General features: G+C 41.4%; 15 protein-coding genes. 9 read left to right on the forward strand and 6 right to left on the reverse strand.

Annotated features, from left to right (window positions below; all coding sequences use genetic code 11):
- Nucleotides 1-117 precede the first annotated feature (117 nt).
- A complete protein-coding gene (gene rpsJ, locus NCWK1_RS09830; RefSeq protein ID WP_015113498.1) occupies nucleotides 118-435 on the forward strand; it encodes a 30S ribosomal protein S10 in 318 nt (105 codons plus the stop codon).
- 178 nt (nucleotides 436-613) lie between these two features.
- Nucleotides 614-1264 carry an LON peptidase substrate-binding domain-containing protein gene (locus tag NCWK1_RS09835; protein ID WP_015113499.1) on the forward strand — a complete coding sequence of 217 codons (651 nt, stop codon included), beginning with the start codon at nucleotides 614-616 and terminating at the stop codon, nucleotides 1262-1264.
- 141 nt (nucleotides 1265-1405) lie between these two features.
- On the opposite strand, the gene pheA is transcribed toward NCWK1_RS09835, so the two are convergent.
- Nucleotides 1406-2284, reverse strand: a complete 879-nt coding sequence (gene pheA, locus NCWK1_RS09840) for a prephenate dehydratase (RefSeq protein ID WP_103124592.1) — start codon at nucleotides 2282-2284, stop codon at nucleotides 1406-1408.
- A gap of 725 nt (nucleotides 2285-3009) precedes the next feature.
- On the opposite strand from pheA, the gene NCWK1_RS09845 reads away from it, so the two are divergent.
- Entirely contained in the window at nucleotides 3010-3597 is a 588-nt protein-coding gene (locus NCWK1_RS09845) for a DUF1997 domain-containing protein (protein ID WP_103124593.1), read from the forward strand.
- 150 nt (nucleotides 3598-3747) lie between these two features.
- Here the strand turns inward: NCWK1_RS09845 and NCWK1_RS09850 are convergent, their stop codons facing one another.
- From NCWK1_RS09850 to NCWK1_RS09865, 4 genes are all read right to left on the reverse strand, one after another.
- Nucleotides 3748-4413 (reverse strand): ribonuclease HII, encoded by a 666-nt coding sequence (locus NCWK1_RS09850; protein WP_103124594.1) that lies wholly within the window; start codon nucleotides 4411-4413, stop codon nucleotides 3748-3750.
- 8 nt (nucleotides 4414-4421) lie between these two features.
- Nucleotides 4422-6485: a ribonuclease E gene (gene rne, locus NCWK1_RS09855; protein ID WP_103124595.1), complete on the reverse strand. Its 2064-nt coding sequence runs from the start codon at nucleotides 6483-6485 to the stop codon at nucleotides 4422-4424.
- A 559-nt stretch (nucleotides 6486-7044) separates the two neighbouring features.
- The gene (locus NCWK1_RS09860) at nucleotides 7045-9648 is read right to left on the reverse strand and encodes a TIGR03960 family B12-binding radical SAM protein (RefSeq protein ID WP_103124596.1); all 2604 of its coding nucleotides are present in this window, start codon (nucleotides 9646-9648) and stop codon (nucleotides 7045-7047) included.
- 141 nt (nucleotides 9649-9789) lie between these two features.
- A complete protein-coding gene (locus NCWK1_RS09865; RefSeq protein WP_096575173.1) occupies nucleotides 9790-10122 on the reverse strand; it encodes an STAS domain-containing protein in 333 nt (110 codons plus the stop codon).
- A gap of 457 nt (nucleotides 10123-10579) precedes the next feature.
- Here NCWK1_RS09865 and NCWK1_RS09870 point away from each other — a divergent pair, with 457 nt between their 5' ends.
- Together NCWK1_RS09870 and NCWK1_RS09875 are read left to right on the forward strand one after the other, a co-directional pair.
- Nucleotides 10580-10783 (forward strand): hypothetical protein, encoded by a 204-nt coding sequence (locus NCWK1_RS09870; RefSeq protein WP_096575175.1) that lies wholly within the window; start codon nucleotides 10580-10582, stop codon nucleotides 10781-10783.
- Between the two features lie 135 nt (nucleotides 10784-10918).
- The gene (locus NCWK1_RS09875; RefSeq protein ID WP_103124597.1) at nucleotides 10919-12088 is read left to right on the forward strand and encodes a pyridoxal phosphate-dependent aminotransferase; all 1170 of its coding nucleotides are present in this window, start codon (nucleotides 10919-10921) and stop codon (nucleotides 12086-12088) included.
- A 201-nt stretch (nucleotides 12089-12289) separates the two neighbouring features.
- On the opposite strand, the gene NCWK1_RS09880 is transcribed toward NCWK1_RS09875, so the two are convergent.
- Complete coding sequence (locus NCWK1_RS09880; protein WP_096575179.1) at nucleotides 12290-12640, reverse strand: hypothetical protein; 351 nt, start codon at nucleotides 12638-12640, stop codon at nucleotides 12290-12292.
- Nucleotides 12641-12872: 232 nt separating this feature from the next.
- Here NCWK1_RS09880 and clpS point away from each other — a divergent pair, with 232 nt between their 5' ends.
- The 4 genes from clpS to NCWK1_RS09900 all read left to right on the forward strand — a co-directional run bounded on the left by clpS (nucleotide 12873) and on the right by NCWK1_RS09900 (nucleotide 16021).
- A complete protein-coding gene (gene clpS / locus NCWK1_RS09885; protein ID WP_096575181.1) occupies nucleotides 12873-13154 on the forward strand; it encodes an ATP-dependent Clp protease adapter ClpS in 282 nt (93 codons plus the stop codon).
- A gap of 183 nt (nucleotides 13155-13337) precedes the next feature.
- Nucleotides 13338-14168 (forward strand): CPBP family intramembrane glutamic endopeptidase, encoded by an 831-nt coding sequence (locus tag NCWK1_RS09890; protein ID WP_103124598.1) that lies wholly within the window; start codon nucleotides 13338-13340, stop codon nucleotides 14166-14168.
- 55 nt (nucleotides 14169-14223) lie between these two features.
- A complete protein-coding gene (locus NCWK1_RS09895) occupies nucleotides 14224-14367 on the forward strand; it encodes a hypothetical protein (RefSeq protein WP_187308108.1) in 144 nt (47 codons plus the stop codon).
- A 28-nt stretch (nucleotides 14368-14395) separates the two neighbouring features.
- Complete coding sequence (locus NCWK1_RS09900; protein ID WP_103123620.1) at nucleotides 14396-16021, forward strand: IS1634 family transposase; 1626 nt, start codon at nucleotides 14396-14398, stop codon at nucleotides 16019-16021.
- The last annotated feature ends 16 nt before the right edge of the window (nucleotides 16022-16037 follow it).

Genomic DNA, 16037 nt, shown 5'->3' on the forward strand with positions numbered 1-16037 from the left:
CTGAAATTACTGGCAAAAATGAGGAATCAAAAATAGAGAGTAAAAAAACACAAAATTAACTACTCTCAATTCCTCACTCTCGACTCTCCTAATAAATCAGAACCTGGAAAATTAAAGATGGCAACTCTACAACAGCAGAAGATTAGAATTCGTTTAAAAGCTTTTGACCGTCGATTATTAGATACATCTTGCGAGAAGATTGTAGATACAGCTAACCGGACTAACGCTACAGCCATAGGCCCAATTCCCTTACCTACAAAACGGAAAATCTATTGCGTGTTGCGATCTCCTCACGTAGACAAAGATTCGCGCGAACATTTTGAAACCCGTACTCATCGTCGCATTATTGATATCTACCAGCCTTCCTCTAAAACTATTGATGCGTTAATGAAGTTAGATTTGCCATCCGGTGTGGATATTGAAGTCAAGTTGTAATCAGTCAAGAGTCAATAGTTATAAAAAAATTATTATTGACCATTGACTATAGTACGAATACGGAACTAGCCCTGAGAAAATTGATCTCAGGGCTTTTTATTTAGTGATAGAATGTAAATAAAGTACGGGAAAGCAGAGAACAATAAATTTTTAAAATTAAATTTATTATAAGGTAACAATGACATCTTCTTCTAGAATTGCTGTTCGTGAACTACCTCTGTTCCCGTTACCCGAAGTAGTTCTTTTTCCTACTAGACCATTACCATTACATATCTTTGAATTCCGCTACCGAATCATGATGAATACGATTTTGGAAAGCGATCGCAGGTTTGGAGTACTAATGGTCGATCCAGTAAAAGGCACGATTGCAAATGTTGGCTGTTGTGCAGAAATCATCCATTACCAGCGCCTACCAGACGACCGGATGAAAATGCTGACTTTGGGACAACAAAGGTTTCGGGTCTTAGAGTATGTACGGGAAAAGCCTTATCGCGTCGGTTTGGTACAGTGGATAGAAGATGAACCACCAGCCAAAGACTTACGCCCTTTAGGTGCAGAAGTTGAACAACTGCTTAAAGATGTAGTGCGTCTCTCTGCCAAATTAACAGAACAAAACATTGAACTGCCAGAAGAATTACCAGATTTGCCAATAGAGCTATCTTATTGGGTAGCGAGTAATCTTTATGGTGTGGCTGCTGAACAACAGTCATTGCTAGAAATGCAAGATACAGCTGCTCGCTTAGAACGAGAAGCAGAAATTTTAACTTCTACTCGTAATCATTTAGCAGCTCGTTCTGTACTAAAAGATACTTTTAATCAGAAATCTTAAGCGAAGATCGATGAAAAATTATGCAGAGTCTAAAGTTTCTTGGCGTTCTACCCTGTGAGTTCACTATTATGTGTTCTTGCATGAGTAGTCGCTAACTCTGCAAAAACAAACTTACTTGATATGAAGTTTTTCGTTCTGGGATTATGCTTCCACAACGTTGACAGATAAAACCCCATAGCTACCAAAAATTTTTAAAATTTCTATGTAACCCATTAAATCGGCTATAGCAGATTGCATTTTGGGTTTTGTAATATCTGTCTCTAGGTCGATAAAAAATACATATTCTCCTAGCGATCGCTTGGTAGGGCGAGATTCAATTCTGCTAAGATTAATGCCTAGTTCAGCAAATACTTGCAAAGGCTTGATTAACGCACCAGGAATGTTTGCAGGGACGCTAAAAGCTAGAGAGCTATGAGTAGGATTTAATGTATTTATCTGATATTCAGATGTTGGCTGATTTTGACTCACTACCCAAAAGCGAGTACAGTTTTCTGGATAGTCATTAATTCCTTGAGCAAGAATCGGCAAATTATAGAGTTGGGCAGCTCTAGAAGAAGCGATCGCCGCTGCTGTTACATCTTGTTGGAGTAATTGTAGGGCTTCTGTTGTGGAATTGTTCGGTATGATTTGTACAGTTGGCAGGATTTTACCTAACCAATTTTGACATTGTGCTAAAGCCTGGGGGTGAGAATACACCTTCTGAATGTGATCTAAACTGGGAGCGCAAGAAATTAAAGTATGGACAATAGGCATCACTAATGCCAATTGAATTCGCAAACTGTCCAATTGCCACAGTGCATCCATTGTCATCGTGACACTACCTTCAATGGAATTTTCTACTGGTACAACCGCTAACTCAGTTTCTCTAGTAGCCACCGCTTGGAGTGATTGAGCTATGCTGGGATATGGGCATAAAGTAGCTGCAATTCCTGTAGTTTTGTTCAACCAATTGACATATAAAACTGCTGCTTGTTCTGCATAAGTGCCTGGTGGCCCTAGATGAGCAATAGATAAAGACATAGAATTTAAATGGGAATTACTGTGAGATTCATAGACTATACCGCAGGCAAATCCACTCTTAAAGAAACAAAATATTGATTTAAATTGCTTTATTTGACTTCATACTCTTGTTTTCTATTGAATAATGATACAGCTTTTAATTATATTCACCAGCACATTTACTGGGTTGTGTAGTACGAAAACAATGTTAGGATGCCTAATTTACTACTGTATGGAATCCAATTAACCATAAATCTAGAGACATCAGTATAGTAGCGATTTTATCTTGTAATACTTGCATAAATTGGGTGTACCTTTGATTATCTGAATCTCTACCAGCTAGGAAAACAACTTAGGGAGAAAGTGCCATCATTGCAGCTTTTGTCTTACTAACTTAGAACGAAAGGCTAGAGAACCAATGTAAACGATAGCGGGAATGGATACAACGGAGCCAAGAGATTGACGTTTTTCTCTTCATGATCATCTTCTGTTTTAACACTGGTATAATTTTTGCTTTTTTTGATATTTATACTTAAAAAAGTATTTTCATAAAATAGCTGTGATTTGATTTATAATTATATAAATAGTAATAATTTTAAAAAATTCGTATTATTGGGTAAATCTATTATTCAGATTTGAGGTTTAACATAAGTATGACTTATCCTCACTTTTTTATTTAATTAAAATAATAACTACACTAAATTTATTAATATATAAAAGTATTAAATAATTGCTGTCTGCAAATCATGCCTACCAGATTTACTGCTTCTCAATCGGTAAAAATTGCTGTACCGCAACAGCCTATTCCTATTCAACATTATTTGCGGCAGCCTCAAAGATTGGTGAATGCTTTAGTTGATAATAGTCGTTTTCAACAACTTTCCGAAGAAGTATTTCGGTTAAAAATGCGTCCTCTATCATTTATGACATTAAGCATTCAGCCGACGGTAGACATGAGGGTGTGGGCAGAATCAAATGGCATAATTTATTTGCGATCGCTAAGTTGTGAAATCCTCGGATTTGAATATATTAACCAACGTTTTACACTCAATTTACAAGGTCATTTGTCACCCTATCAATCTAGTAGTGGTACTCGCCTGGAAGGAAAAGCCGACTTAGAAGTACAAGTAGAACTCCCGCCACCACTTTCTTTTACACCAAAGCCAATTTTAGAAGCTACTGGCAATGGTTTGCTGAAAAGTGTGCTATTAACTGTTAAGCAAAGATTGTTACATCAGCTACTAGTAGATTATCGTCATTGGGTGACATCTCAAATGACAGAGCAAGCAATAGAAGATAATAGTGGTGACTTACCAATTTTGAATTTAGATTAGTTTTATCTAAGTATTAAATGAAGAATTAATGGCTACTTTAAAATAGCCATTAATTGGTTAAAGTTTGGGAAAATTAGCTATCACTACATCTATGTGAAAGAAAAATTAGCACACCAAAACCTGAGCGCACCGACCAAACAATACCCCAAATTACTGCTGAATTTGGCAAGGGCTGAAAGATTTACGATGTAGAGATGAAGCGCCGTAATCTCGTAGCGCCTGTAAATGTTTGGGGCTACCATATCCTTTATTTTTTGCTAAGTCGTACTGTGGATATTTTGCGGCTAAACGCAGTATCAAGTCGTCACGCCAGACTTTAGCCACAATACTAGCAGCTGCGATGCAGAGCGATCGCTCATCTCCTTTGACTATTGTTTGTTGTGGTATTTGCAAATCTTTAATTGCTTGATTACCGTCAACCAAGCATATTACAGGCTGTACTTTCAATTTAAGTACAGCCCGTTTCATGGCTAACAGTGTCGCCTGCAAAATATTTATTTGATCAATTTCAGCAGTTGCAGCAAAACCGATTCTCCAGTCTGTTGCCAGCTGACAAATCTGTGCTGCTAACTTAGTTCTGCGAGAACTAGACAGCTTTTTACTATCGTTAATGCCAGAGGCGATGAGTTCTGGAAAAGCGCTGTCAGGTAAGATGACTGCTGCTGCAACAACAGGCCCAAATAAAGCACCACGCCCGACTTCATCGACACCCGCAATTAATCCTGGGATACCGAATAAATTAGGTGTGAACTCCAACCAAGGGAGTTCAGCCAAGCCTGCTGGTACAACAGCAGTTTGTTTAATTTCTATCTCCATCGGAGATATTAACTGTCCTCAGAATTAGAATCTACGGCAGAGGAACGACGACGGCGGCGACGGCTACCTGTGGCAGTTAGATTTGCTTCAGATTCTTCAGCATTAGTAGCAAATCCATCTAACTCAACTTTTTCTGGTAGTGGAGATTGTTGCTCTAACTCTACAGGCTGTGAGATGTTTACTTCTTTATTGGGAGTTTCGGTAATAATTGTAGCGGAGGGCGTTTCTGGGGCTGTACTTGCTCCTTGTCCAGGCTGAACAACGTTAATAATCACCGACTTGGGATTTTTGACTTCCCTATCCAATTTCACTAAGGGAGATATTCCCATCAAAGCAAAAACATCTTGTTCTTCTAAAGTCATTTCTACGGTTCTAATCTCCGGTGGTTCAACCACTGGTTTGACTGGTTCTGTTTTGATGACTTTATTGCGTTCGACTCTTTCTGTCCAACCTGATTTACCTAAGCTAGGTGCTGGAATTTCTGGTGTTGGGCTTAAGTCAACGTCATTATCCAGATCTAGCTCGGTATCATTCTCAAAACCTAACGAATTAGGAGCGAGTCTTGTTTCATCTTTACCATTTGCGCCATTGATGCCAATGCGTCTACGACGGTTAGTGCGACCACCACGCTTATTGTTATCACCCAATTCGTGATAGCTGGGATGATTGACTAAATTCAAGGAGCTTAAATCGGTGTCAGCATCAAAATTGTCACCAAAGCTATCAAAGCTTTCTCTTGGTTCTGTGATCCGCGCTACTGGCAAACGAGGTTCTCTTTGGGGCAAGGATACGAAACGCTCAGGCACTTCTGCTGGTGTTGGTAAGCGGTTTTCGTTTTCTCCTGGTAAATGGACTATATGTCCTAAGCCACCACAGGTTTGACAAGTTCCACCAAACAATTCGTATATATTTTGCCCTTGACGCTTCCGAGTCAATTCTACTAAGCCAAGTTCTGTAAGTTGGGCGATTTGAGGACGCGCTTTGTCTGCTTTGAGTGCTTTGTTGAAATGCTCTAGAACGTGCAGTTGATCGCGCCGTGATTCCATATCGATGAAGTCTACAACAATGACTCCGGCGATATTTCGCAGTCGCAATTGGCGGGCAATTTCTGTGGCGGCTTCGCAGTTTGTCCACAACACTGTTTCTCTGGCTGTTGCCGATCGCGTGAAGGAACCAGAGTTAACATCAATTACTGTCAGGGCTTCTGTTGGCTCAATAATGATGTAGCCGCCAGAAGGTAAATCTACTCTTGGTTTGAGTGCTTCCCGAATAGCGGCATTGATGCGGAAGTATTCTAATATGGGTGAGCGATCGCGGTGATGATCAATTAACAATCCTTGTGGTGTCTGTCCGCCACTCCAGTTCTGCAAGTACTGTTTCACCCGCTTTAGCCCAGTGCTGGAATCGACCACAATTCGGTTGACATCTGCACCGTACATATCTCGCAATACCCGCTGGATAAAGTCATCATCCCGGTTCAGTAGTGCTGGCGCACGGGTCGATTGTGCTTCTTGTTGAATTGCCTCCCATTGTTTTTGCAGCAATTCCAAGTCTTCCATAATGGCTTCTTCGGGTTTGCCTTCGGCTTCTGTTCGTACCAACAAACCCATCCCTGCCGGTTTGATTAAAATTGCTAACGCCCGCAGGCGATTGCGCTCATTTTCACTTTTAATCCGGCGGGATAAATTTACACCCCGACCATAAGGCATCAGTACTACATAGCGTCCAGGTAAAGTAATGTTACCTGTTAGCCTCGGCCCTTTTGTGCCGGTTGGCTCTTTCATAACTTGCACCAGAACTTTTTGCTGGGGTGCTAATAGTTCTGTAATGGCGGCGGCTGTCCGCTTTAGCTTCAAAGGGCCTAAGTCTGTGACATGAATAAAGCCGTTACGTTCTGGATCACCAATATTTACAAAAGCTGCGTCAATTCCGGGTAATACGTTTTCTACTACACCTAAGTAGATATCACCAATTTGGTGATGGCCTGTGGCTACAACGAGTTCTTGTATTTGATCTTCCGAAAATACGGCAGCAATTTGATGCTGCTCTGCGATGATAATTTGTTTTGGCATTCAATTTCCTCAAAAATTGGCAGCACGAGTGTAGTTCTGGAGGTTTGTTATGTCCCTCGCCCCTACCAGCTACTAAGGGTACTGCTGATAATAAAATTTGTGAAGCCGAGCTTCAAAGTTAAAGAGCAAATGTCTGAGTAATTGCGTTGACACGCCTGTTTATTCCAGAACGGCTGCATATTTTTTAAGTAAATAAATCAACCGTCGTGGTTGATTTTTGATGCGATACCCGCACCACCTAGGGTTTAGGCATTTAGCAGTTGTTTAAAAAAATATAGAGTAAGAGTTGCCGACGGAGCCTGCTGTTAAGTTACTAGTTCGCAAGGTAGCTATAAAGAGAGGTTGCTTTTTAATCCGCTTCAGCTTATCTGGGATAAAACCCTAGAATTTTCTCTCTAGTATCTTTGCTTTCGCTCCCTGAGTATAAGGGTAGTGAACTAGTGAATTCAATGCAGCGTCAGAAAATTTCTCTTCACCTCATTCTAACGCAACCTTGCTAAAAATCAATTCCCACGATGTGCTACATCAGGGCAACTACTAGCAAGTTGCCCTTTAGGGATTATACTCCTAAAACTAACTGATTGCGGTGAATTTGCAGAAGTTGAAATTCTCGGTTTGCCACTACTGCCAGCATAGATAGGATTTGCTCAGGACGTAAGGAAACACCGTCGTTGCGACAACTACCTAGATAACGCAGAATCGAGGTAGGTTCAGCGGTGCTATTTTTAACGGTTACTAATGCTAATTCAAACAGGCGATCGCGCAGATTTACTATTTGAGTTTTGCCTGATTTGGTTGTTTGCTCTACGTTAATTTCGTCCTTCGCTAAGATGACATCAATCCAATCTTGCCATTGTGCAGGTGTGGCTGTATCCAGCATGGCTACTGTAATCTGGTACTCGGCTGCGGCTAAGATTTGGGTAGCGGCGGGAGATTTTAAATCTATCTCTGCTACGCCATATATAGGTATATCAGTCGGCAGTTCCTGGGCTAACTTAGCTTGGAAAGCCTGGATATCTACAGGGGTCGTTAACTCAAAATCCACGATTTCACCATTGCTAGTAGCACCTAAAGGTAAAGCACTGGCAATCATAATGCGTGGGTTGGGGTGAAATCCACCTGTAAAGGCAATTGGCAAACTTGCTCGGCGGATAACTCTGTCAAACAAGCGCAATAAATCCAGATGACCTAATAAAGCCATATCACCTTGTTTCCCAAACCAGACACGCAATCTTTGGGCTTTGGTGGTGTTGGGAACAAACTCACCTGCAAATTCTGGGATAGTAGGTGGCTCAATCACAATATTATGGCCAAAATCTGTGCCGCAGACACCACAATGCGAACAACCTTCAAAAGAGCAATCGGGGACAATTGCTGCTTCTAAGGCGCGTTGTAAGTCTTCTTGCAGCCACTTTTTGTCAATTCCAGTATCAATATGATCCCAAGGGAGGGGGAGATCCAGGGAGTGGTGATTACAGGAATCTTTTTCTTCTGGATGAAACAAATTCCATTCGCCGTTTTCGACTTGGCGGTATTTCCAGTCTAGTCCGGCTTCGGCGATCGCCTGACCCCAAGCCGTGAAGGCTTTATCTAAATTATCATACCAAGAATCCATGCCTGCACCTAGTTCCCAGGCGCGACGCAGAACTTTGCCCAAAGTGTGATCGCCTCTACCCACAAAGTCTTCCATTGCCGAAATGCGGACATCGGTGAAATTCACCTTGATTCCCCGAATCGGGCGGAATTCTTGCCGTAGTAGGCTTTGCTTGCGTTTAAATTCAGCGGTAGCGACTGAATGCCATTGAAATGGTGTATGCGGTTTGGGCGTAAAGTTAGAAATTGTCAGGTTAAAGTTTAGCGGTCTTCTGCCCTGACCCCGACATTCTCGCTGTAACCAACGTACCGTTTCAGCAATGCCGACAACATCTGCATCTGTCTCACCCGGTAAGCCAATCATAAAATAGAGTTTGATTTTATCCCAGCCTTGTTCCCAAGCTGTTTTTACACCTCTCAGCAATTCTTCATTCGTCAAACCTTTGTTAACAATGTCCCGCATCCGCTGGGTGCCGGCTTCTGGTGCAAATGTTAATCCACCTTGCCGTGTACCACCGAGGATGTTGGCAATGTTCTCATCAAATCTATCTACGCGCTGACTGGGTAAAGTCAGGGAAATGTTTTCATTTTTTAACCGATTTTTGATTTCCATCCCTACCGCTGGTAGGGCTAAATAATCGGAACAACTCAAGGATAGTAGGGAAAATTCATTGTAACCAGTTGCCCGCATTCCTTGTTCGATGGCTTCTACAACTTTTTCTGGTTCTACATCCCTTGCCGGTCGAGTGAGCATACCTGGTTGACAAAAGCGACACCCACGCGTGCAACCACGGCGAATTTCAATTATTAGGCGATCGTGTACTGTTTCTACGTAGGGAACCAGCCCAATGGAATAAGCGGGTATGGGAGTTGCGACTCGCCTGAGAATACGTTTTGGTACATCTGGATGGTTAGGATGGACTGAACCATCTGCGGCCATTTCATAAAACTGTGGGACGTATACCCCTGGTACCTGTGCCAAGTCGAGGAGTATATCTCGGCGACTTAATCCAGCGTTTTTTCCTTCTTCTAATACCAAGCCGATTTCTGGTAAGAGTTCCTCGCCATCACCTAAAGCGAAGAAGTCGAAAAAGTCAGCATAGGGTTCAGGGTTTGAGGTTGCTGTTTGTCCCCCAGCGAAAATTAGCGGATAATTCCCTGTTGCTCTTTCTTGCCATGTCAGGGGAATTCCTGCTAAATCCAACATTTCTAAGATATTGGTCGCACCTAATTCGTAACTGAGACTAAAACCTAAGATATCAAATTCTTTTAGCGATCGCTTTGACTCTACAGCAAACAAGGGCGTGTTTGTTTCCCTAAGTTTAGCTGCCAAGTCTGTACCTGGGAGGTAAGCGCGATCGCATAATTGGCGCGGTTGGGCATTCAAAATGTTATAGAGAATGATATGCCCCAAATTAGACGAGCCAACTTCATATACTTCTGGGTAGGTCAACACCCACCTGATTACTGCCTTATCCCAAGGCTTATGTACTGCTAGGCGTTCGTTACCAAGGTAACGCGCGGGTTTTAAAATATCCGGTGTAATTAATTTTTCAACTGCAACAGCCACTGCGCTATCTTCTAGCTACTTTTATTATTTACAGATAATCACCTCCAACCTTAGCATTGATTGAGTATAACCATAGGTTTATCTTTGCAACTGAAAACATCCTTTAATATTTTTACTACAAAGATAAATTCTATGTTATATTTAAGGGTTGACAAAAGCTAAATCAATTGTATCTTCAAACTCAAACACCCCATCAAGTTGGGTTAATTCAAAGATAATTTTCAAGGCGGGAGAAACAGAACATAGCTTTAAACTTTGCCCCAAGTTTTGAGCCAGCTTTAGTGCAGACACCAATGCCATTAAGCCTGCACTGTCTAATGATTCTACTGCTGCCAAATCCACAAGCAAGATTGAGACATCATTTGGTGTTAATGCTGCTGTCAAATCTCGTTCAAATTCCAATGCGTTAACGGCATTGAGTTTGCCCTGTGGCCGAATAACTGTAATTTTTGGGCATTCCAGCACTGCTTGCATATTGACATCCTAAATTAGAGTTATTAAATCTTTAACCTGAGATTTATTTGAACATAATCTCTTTTTTTAAACATCGACCATACGTCTTACATCTCTTTGCTGAATCTTTATGGGTAAAGGGTATATCTTTAAAGATTGTCATAAATACAGGGTAAAATGTGTTTATATATACTTTTTTTTAATATCGGTTCTAAAACAATCAACATAGACAGCCACAGGATAAATTGCTCATCCGTAACTTTGCTGGGAATGCTTAATTTATATATACTTAAGCCTCATCAGTTATAGCTAAGTATGAGATTAAAGATGCTCATTTGCAGAGAATAAGATAGAGTTCAAGGTAAATTATTTGGCAAAATATATGTGATCTAAATCACTAAATTTAAGTTTTTAGATCACAATTTATACTTAGCTCTATCCCAGATAATTTAGTATTACCTAAAATGGGTTAATAGATATGAAAACGAGGAAGTACGCTATTCGCCAACTTGTAGAAAAAGCTCTTGATATTAAAAAATTAACTCCAGAGATAGAAAATGAAATCAATTCTGAATTAACTCAAATGGGTTATATCTCGGATGTGGACTATGAAGCTTTGGAATTATTAATGGCAGAAATGGATGCTGGTAGGGTCAAGTTGGTTCCTAGCTGGGGATATTAATTTTTGTCATTAGTCAATGGTCAATGGTTAATTGATAATGACCTATATTTTTCTGTGAGATTTACTGTTTAGTTACTTGGTGTGGCGTAAACTGTGCTAGTCAGCATTAATGTTTGCATTAATATTTAAGTCGCCATGCACCTTGCTAAACGCCTAGAAAAAATTCCTCCCTACCTCTTTGCTGAAATTAACCGTAAACGAGAAAAACTCGTCGCTGAGGGAGTTGACATCATTAATATGGCAGTAGGCGACCCTGATAAACCGACTCCTGCACACATTCTCCAGGTAATGCACGAGGCAATTGATGACGCTGCTACCCATAACTACCCGCCCTACGAAGGTATGCAAGAATTTCGGCAGGCGGCTGCTAAGTGGATGGAACGTCGGTTTGGGGTAACGGATTTAAACCCAGATACAGAGGTTGTAGCGTCTATTGGTTCTAAAGAGGCAATACATAATACTTTTTTAGCTTTTGTAGAGGCGGGAGACTATACACTTATTCCTGATCCAGGTTATCCGGTGTATCGCACTTCTACAATTTTTGCTGATGGTGTGCCTTTTACAATGCCACTGAAGCCAGAAAACCAGTTTTTGCCAGATTTAAACGCGATTCCCGAAGAAATTGCCCAAAAAGCCAAGCTTTTGTGGATTAACTACCCAAATAATCCGACTGGGGGAGTTGCAACGCTAGAGTTTTTTACAGAATTGGTAGATTTCTGTAAGCAGTACAATATCTTGCTATGTCATGACAATGCTTACTCAGAAATGGCATACAACGGCTACAAACCGCCGAGTGTGTTACAAGTTCCTGGCGCAAAAGATATCGCCATTGAGTTTCACAGTTTGTCAAAATCTTACAATATGACAGGCTGGCGAGTTGGTTTTGTAGCTGGGAATGCATTGGGGATTCAAGGTTTGAGACAGGTTAAAACTAACGTTGATTCGGGTGTGTTTAAGGCAATTCAAAAAGCTGCGATCGCAGCTTACAATACCACAGAAGCCGAACTGCAAACTTTGATGTCTGTTTATCAACATCGCCGCGATACCATTGTTCAAGGTTTACAATCTTTAGGATGGCCGATTCAGCCGCCAAAAGCTACCCTTTACGTTTGGGTTCCTGTTCCTTCCGGTTATACTTCTGCGGAATTTGTAAATTTGCTGCTTGACAAATGCGGCATTATGGTCGCTCCCGGTAGCGGTTATGGTGCATCTGGTGAAGGCTTCTTCCGCATAGCTTTAACTATCTCTGAGGAGCGAATGCAAGAAGCCATTGGACGAATGAAGGATGCTGGTATTCACTACTAAAAAAGTGTGAATTATGAAATATCAGTGTTGCTGAATAACCAGGATAAGACTAAATGAATTTAAATCTCAAACTAACTCATTAACCTCTCTGCGCCTTCGCGCGACGGACACTTTGCTCAACTCGGCAGAGCCGCCCACGCAAGTGTCCTTCTCTGTGAGGTAAAATCATCTCAAAATTATTCAACACGGAACTATCAAATTTCAGACTTCAGACTTTCTACCTTGCCACATCTGCTGAATAAACTGATGGAGTTGCTGTTTAGCGATTAAGTCTGGTTCGCCTTTTGGTTCTTTGACTAAAACCTGACTCAACAGAGTAATTACTTCTGTGTCTAAAGCAGGGCGAAATAATTGGATAGGCCAAAGCAAATCAGATGCGTCTCGCAAGTCTGTAATTAATGGTGGTTCTTGAGTATGGTTTGCCAGCAGTAAAGGACGTACCCAACACAACTGACGAGACACGACAACTTCAATCACTTCCGCGTACAAATTTTTGTCCCCATACTCTAAAGACACAATTTGTCCTGGTTGAAATTCTGGGCGTGTATCCATAATTATGTAGCTAAAGCCGTGGCGAAGATAATTGTGTACCTTTTCTCATTTTAATTGCGAGAATACTCTATCATTCACATAGACGCTATGGGGGCTGTCTTGAGAACAAACCTTTAGCGAAGAGAGAGTTTAGAATTTAATGTTATAAAATAAGTGAATAACTGTTAAGCTGTTAAGCGATCGCCAATAGGCATTCCGTTGTAGTAAATTATCGAAACAAGAGCAAAGAACCGTGTCAGTCGAAACCATTGAGAAGAGTTCCACATCCCGCAAGCTCGCCCCTCGATATCGCGTTTTGCTCCACAACGACGACTACAACTCGATGGAGTACGTGGTGCAGACGCTATTAACCACCGTGCCGAGTCTTACTCAGCCCCAAGCTGTGAGCATCATGATGGAAGCCCATACTAACGGGTTAGCTTTAGTCATTACCTGCGCTCTAGAACACGCTGAATTTTACTGTGAAACATTGAAAACTCACGGTTTATCCAGCAGTATTGAACCTGATGAATAGTCATTGGTCATTTGTCATTGGTCATTGGTCATTTGTATTGTGCCTAACACTAAAACTGGCTACAAAAATAAAGCCCGTCTCCGCAGGTTAAAAAGATTAGATTTAAAATGAGTCCGCGCAGGCGGACTTTGTTTGTATAGCCGCGATTTCTAATCGCCCAGCTTGGTATTTTAACTAATTAGTATGAAAAACAACCTTGTTCGTTTAGCTCAACGCCCTGCCCCTATTCGGTTAGGTTGTTTTATTTTAATGCTGTTGCTGCTATGGTTGCCTTTTGCTGCCCCAATTTACTTACTAGTACGTGATGCTAACTTAGTAAGTATTTTGACAATGGTTTTGCTGTATGCAGAATTTATTTTACTTTTGAAGTTGTGGGGTAAGTATGTCTACCAGCAACCAAAGATATTGCAGCATTATGGCTTAGACACCACGCGACACAACAGGATAGATTTGCTGCGGGGCTTGGCTATAGGTTTCACTAATATTTGGATACTTTTTGGCATAGAAAGTATTTTAGGTTGGTTGGTATGGCAACAGCCGAAAGTTTTCTTATTAAAAATAGTTATAGAAGGTTTAGTTGTTGGCTTGGCTGTTGGATTTGCCGAGGAGTTATTATTTCGCGGTTGGTTGCTTGATGAACTAGAACGCGACTATAACAAGCATGTTGCACTATGGACGGATGCTGTTGTATTTGCGACTTTGCATTTTATTAAGCCATTAGAAGCAATTATTCAAACTCTACCGCAGTTCCCGGCTTTGGTAGTTTTAGGGTTAACGCAGGTATGGGCAAAGCGTTGGCGTAGGGGACGTTTAGGTTTACCAATTGGTTTACATGGTGGTTTAGTTGGCGGCTACTACATTATTAATGTTGGTGGATTGGTTCAATATACTGGTGTAGTGCCTAATTGGGTGACTGGAGTATATCAAAATCCTTTGATGGGTTTGATGGGGTTATTTTTGATGAGTATTTTGGCGCTATGGATGAGTAGGCAAGTCAGGCGATCGCACCTTTGATAAGATAAATTCACTAAATTGTTTCTATAATTAGTTATCTTAAGCCCACTATCCTATGAGCTTTGGTTTAGATAGCTTTCAAATCGGTGATAATATTACTGGAAAAATCATTAAGCTGGAACCTACAGGTGTTTTAGTTGATTTTGATGCGGATCAACTAGCTTATGTGCCACTAATAGAGCCGACATTCCGCAGGTAAGTGAAGAGATTGATGGTATTTTTGATAAATGACATCATCAGCATCAGAAATAAGAGTACAAGATATTGACCACTGCGGGATAGTGGCAGGCATAATTGACCAAATGTGTTTGGTAGAACAAATCAACCAAATACTAGGCATACATCATCAAGAAATAGTCAGTCCAGGTCAAGCAGTAAAGGCGATGATTCTCAATGGCTTGGGCTTGGTCAGTGCGCCACTGTATTTGTTTGAAAAGTTTTTTGTAGGCAAAGCCACAGAGCACCTATTGGGTGAGGGGATAAGTCCAGAACATCTCAACGATGACCGTTTAGGGAGAGTATTGGATAAGCTATATGAGGCAGGATTAACACAAGTATTCGTCACAGTAGCGTTGGCAGCAGCCCAAAAGTTTGGGGTAAAAAAAGACAGTTTGCACCTAGACTCCAGTTCATTTCATGTGCATGGAGAATACGTCAGCACCACAGATGAAGACGCAACAGAGGAAAGAGCAATTGAAATTACCTATGGTTATTCACGAGACCATCGACCGGATCTCAAACAATTTATATTGGACTTAATGTGCAGTGGGGATGGAGATATCCCTTTATATCTGAGAGTTGCAGATGGAAATGAAGCTGACTCGGCGGCATTTGCCCGAATTCTCAAAGAGTTTAGGCAACAGTGGGAGATAGATGCCTTGTTTGTGGCAGATGCCGCTCTTTACTGTGAACAGAACATCAAACAGATGGATTCTTTACGCTGGCTATCAAGAGTGCCAGCCACCTTAGCGGCAGCACAATTTCTCTTAGACAACATGAGTCAGGAAGCATTTGTCAACAGTGCAATCGCAGGATACCAGATTGCTGAGTGTTGTAGTGATTATGCCGCAGTGAAGCAGCGTTGGTTAGTCGTCGAGAGTGAAGCTCGTAAAAGCGCGGATTTAAAGCAATTAGAAAAACGTCTAGCCAAGCAACTGGACAAAGCCCAGTCTCAACTACGGCAGTTATCACAGCAAGAGTTCGCTTGTGCAGCAGATGCATTGAAAGCCGCAAATTTATTGAGTAGTCAGCTACGCTTTCATCAACTCCAAGACGTGGAGATTATTGAACACCATCGTCACCGCAAACCCGGTAGACCAGGCAAAAATACCCAACACACTCACTACTGTTATCAAATTCGTGCTTCTGTGGTTCCAAAACCTCAAGCCATTGCTATCGAACAATTACGTGCAGGTCGCTTCATTTTAGCGACTAATGTTACAGATACTAACGAGTTGACTGGCGATGACTTGCTCTTGCAGTACAAGGCTCAACAATCTACAGAACGCGGTTTTCGTTTCCTCAAAGACCCTCTGTTTTTTACCAGCAGCGTCTTCCTCAACTCTCCCGAACGGGTAGCAGCATTGGCAATGGTGATGGGTCTGTGTTTATTGGTTTACAGTTTAGGGCAAAAGGCACTGCGTCAAGCCCTGGAAACAGCAAAACAAACTATCAGTAATCAGTTGGGTAAGCCGACTAGCACTCCCACTCTCCGTTGGGTCTTTCAGTGTTTTATGTCGATTCATTTGATAACGATCGCTGGCTTTAGACAGATTGCTAATCTTACTGATGAACGACGTTGGATTCTCCAGTTTCTCGGTGCACCTTGCCGAAAATATTATCTTTTGACCTGATAGACCTGCGGAATGT

Source organism: Nostoc cycadae WK-1, assembly GCF_002897135.1.
In the GTDB taxonomy this organism is placed as follows: domain Bacteria; phylum Cyanobacteriota; class Cyanobacteriia; order Cyanobacteriales; family Nostocaceae; genus Nostoc_B.

Excerpts from the sequence above, each read along its gene's own strand:
- NCWK1_RS09895 (WP_187308108.1), top strand. The coding sequence starts at position 14,224 with ATGAGCTTTGGTTTAGATAGCTTTCAAATCGGTGATAATATTACTGGA.
- NCWK1_RS09850 (WP_103124594.1), bottom strand. The coding sequence starts at position 4,413 with ATGGAGATAGAAATTAAACAAACTGCTGTTGTACCAGCAGGCTTGGCT.
- rne (WP_103124595.1), bottom strand. The coding sequence starts at position 6,485 with ATGCCAAAACAAATTATCATCGCAGAGCAGCATCAAATTGCTGCCGTA.
- NCWK1_RS09890 (WP_103124598.1), top strand. The coding sequence starts at position 13,338 with ATGAAAAACAACCTTGTTCGTTTAGCTCAACGCCCTGCCCCTATTCGG.
- NCWK1_RS09845 (WP_103124593.1), top strand. The coding sequence starts at position 3,010 with ATGCCTACCAGATTTACTGCTTCTCAATCGGTAAAAATTGCTGTACCG.
- rpsJ (WP_015113498.1), top strand. The coding sequence starts at position 118 with ATGGCAACTCTACAACAGCAGAAGATTAGAATTCGTTTAAAAGCTTTT.
- NCWK1_RS09900 (WP_103123620.1), top strand. The coding sequence starts at position 14,396 with ATGACATCATCAGCATCAGAAATAAGAGTACAAGATATTGACCACTGC.
- NCWK1_RS09835 (WP_015113499.1), top strand. The coding sequence starts at position 614 with ATGACATCTTCTTCTAGAATTGCTGTTCGTGAACTACCTCTGTTCCCG.
- pheA (WP_103124592.1), bottom strand. The coding sequence starts at position 2,284 with ATGTCTTTATCTATTGCTCATCTAGGGCCACCAGGCACTTATGCAGAA.
- NCWK1_RS09865 (WP_096575173.1), bottom strand. The coding sequence starts at position 10,122 with ATGCAAGCAGTGCTGGAATGCCCAAAAATTACAGTTATTCGGCCACAG.
- NCWK1_RS09870 (WP_096575175.1), top strand. The coding sequence starts at position 10,580 with ATGAAAACGAGGAAGTACGCTATTCGCCAACTTGTAGAAAAAGCTCTT.
- NCWK1_RS09880 (WP_096575179.1), bottom strand. The coding sequence starts at position 12,640 with ATGGATACACGCCCAGAATTTCAACCAGGACAAATTGTGTCTTTAGAG.
- NCWK1_RS09875 (WP_103124597.1), top strand. The coding sequence starts at position 10,919 with ATGCACCTTGCTAAACGCCTAGAAAAAATTCCTCCCTACCTCTTTGCT.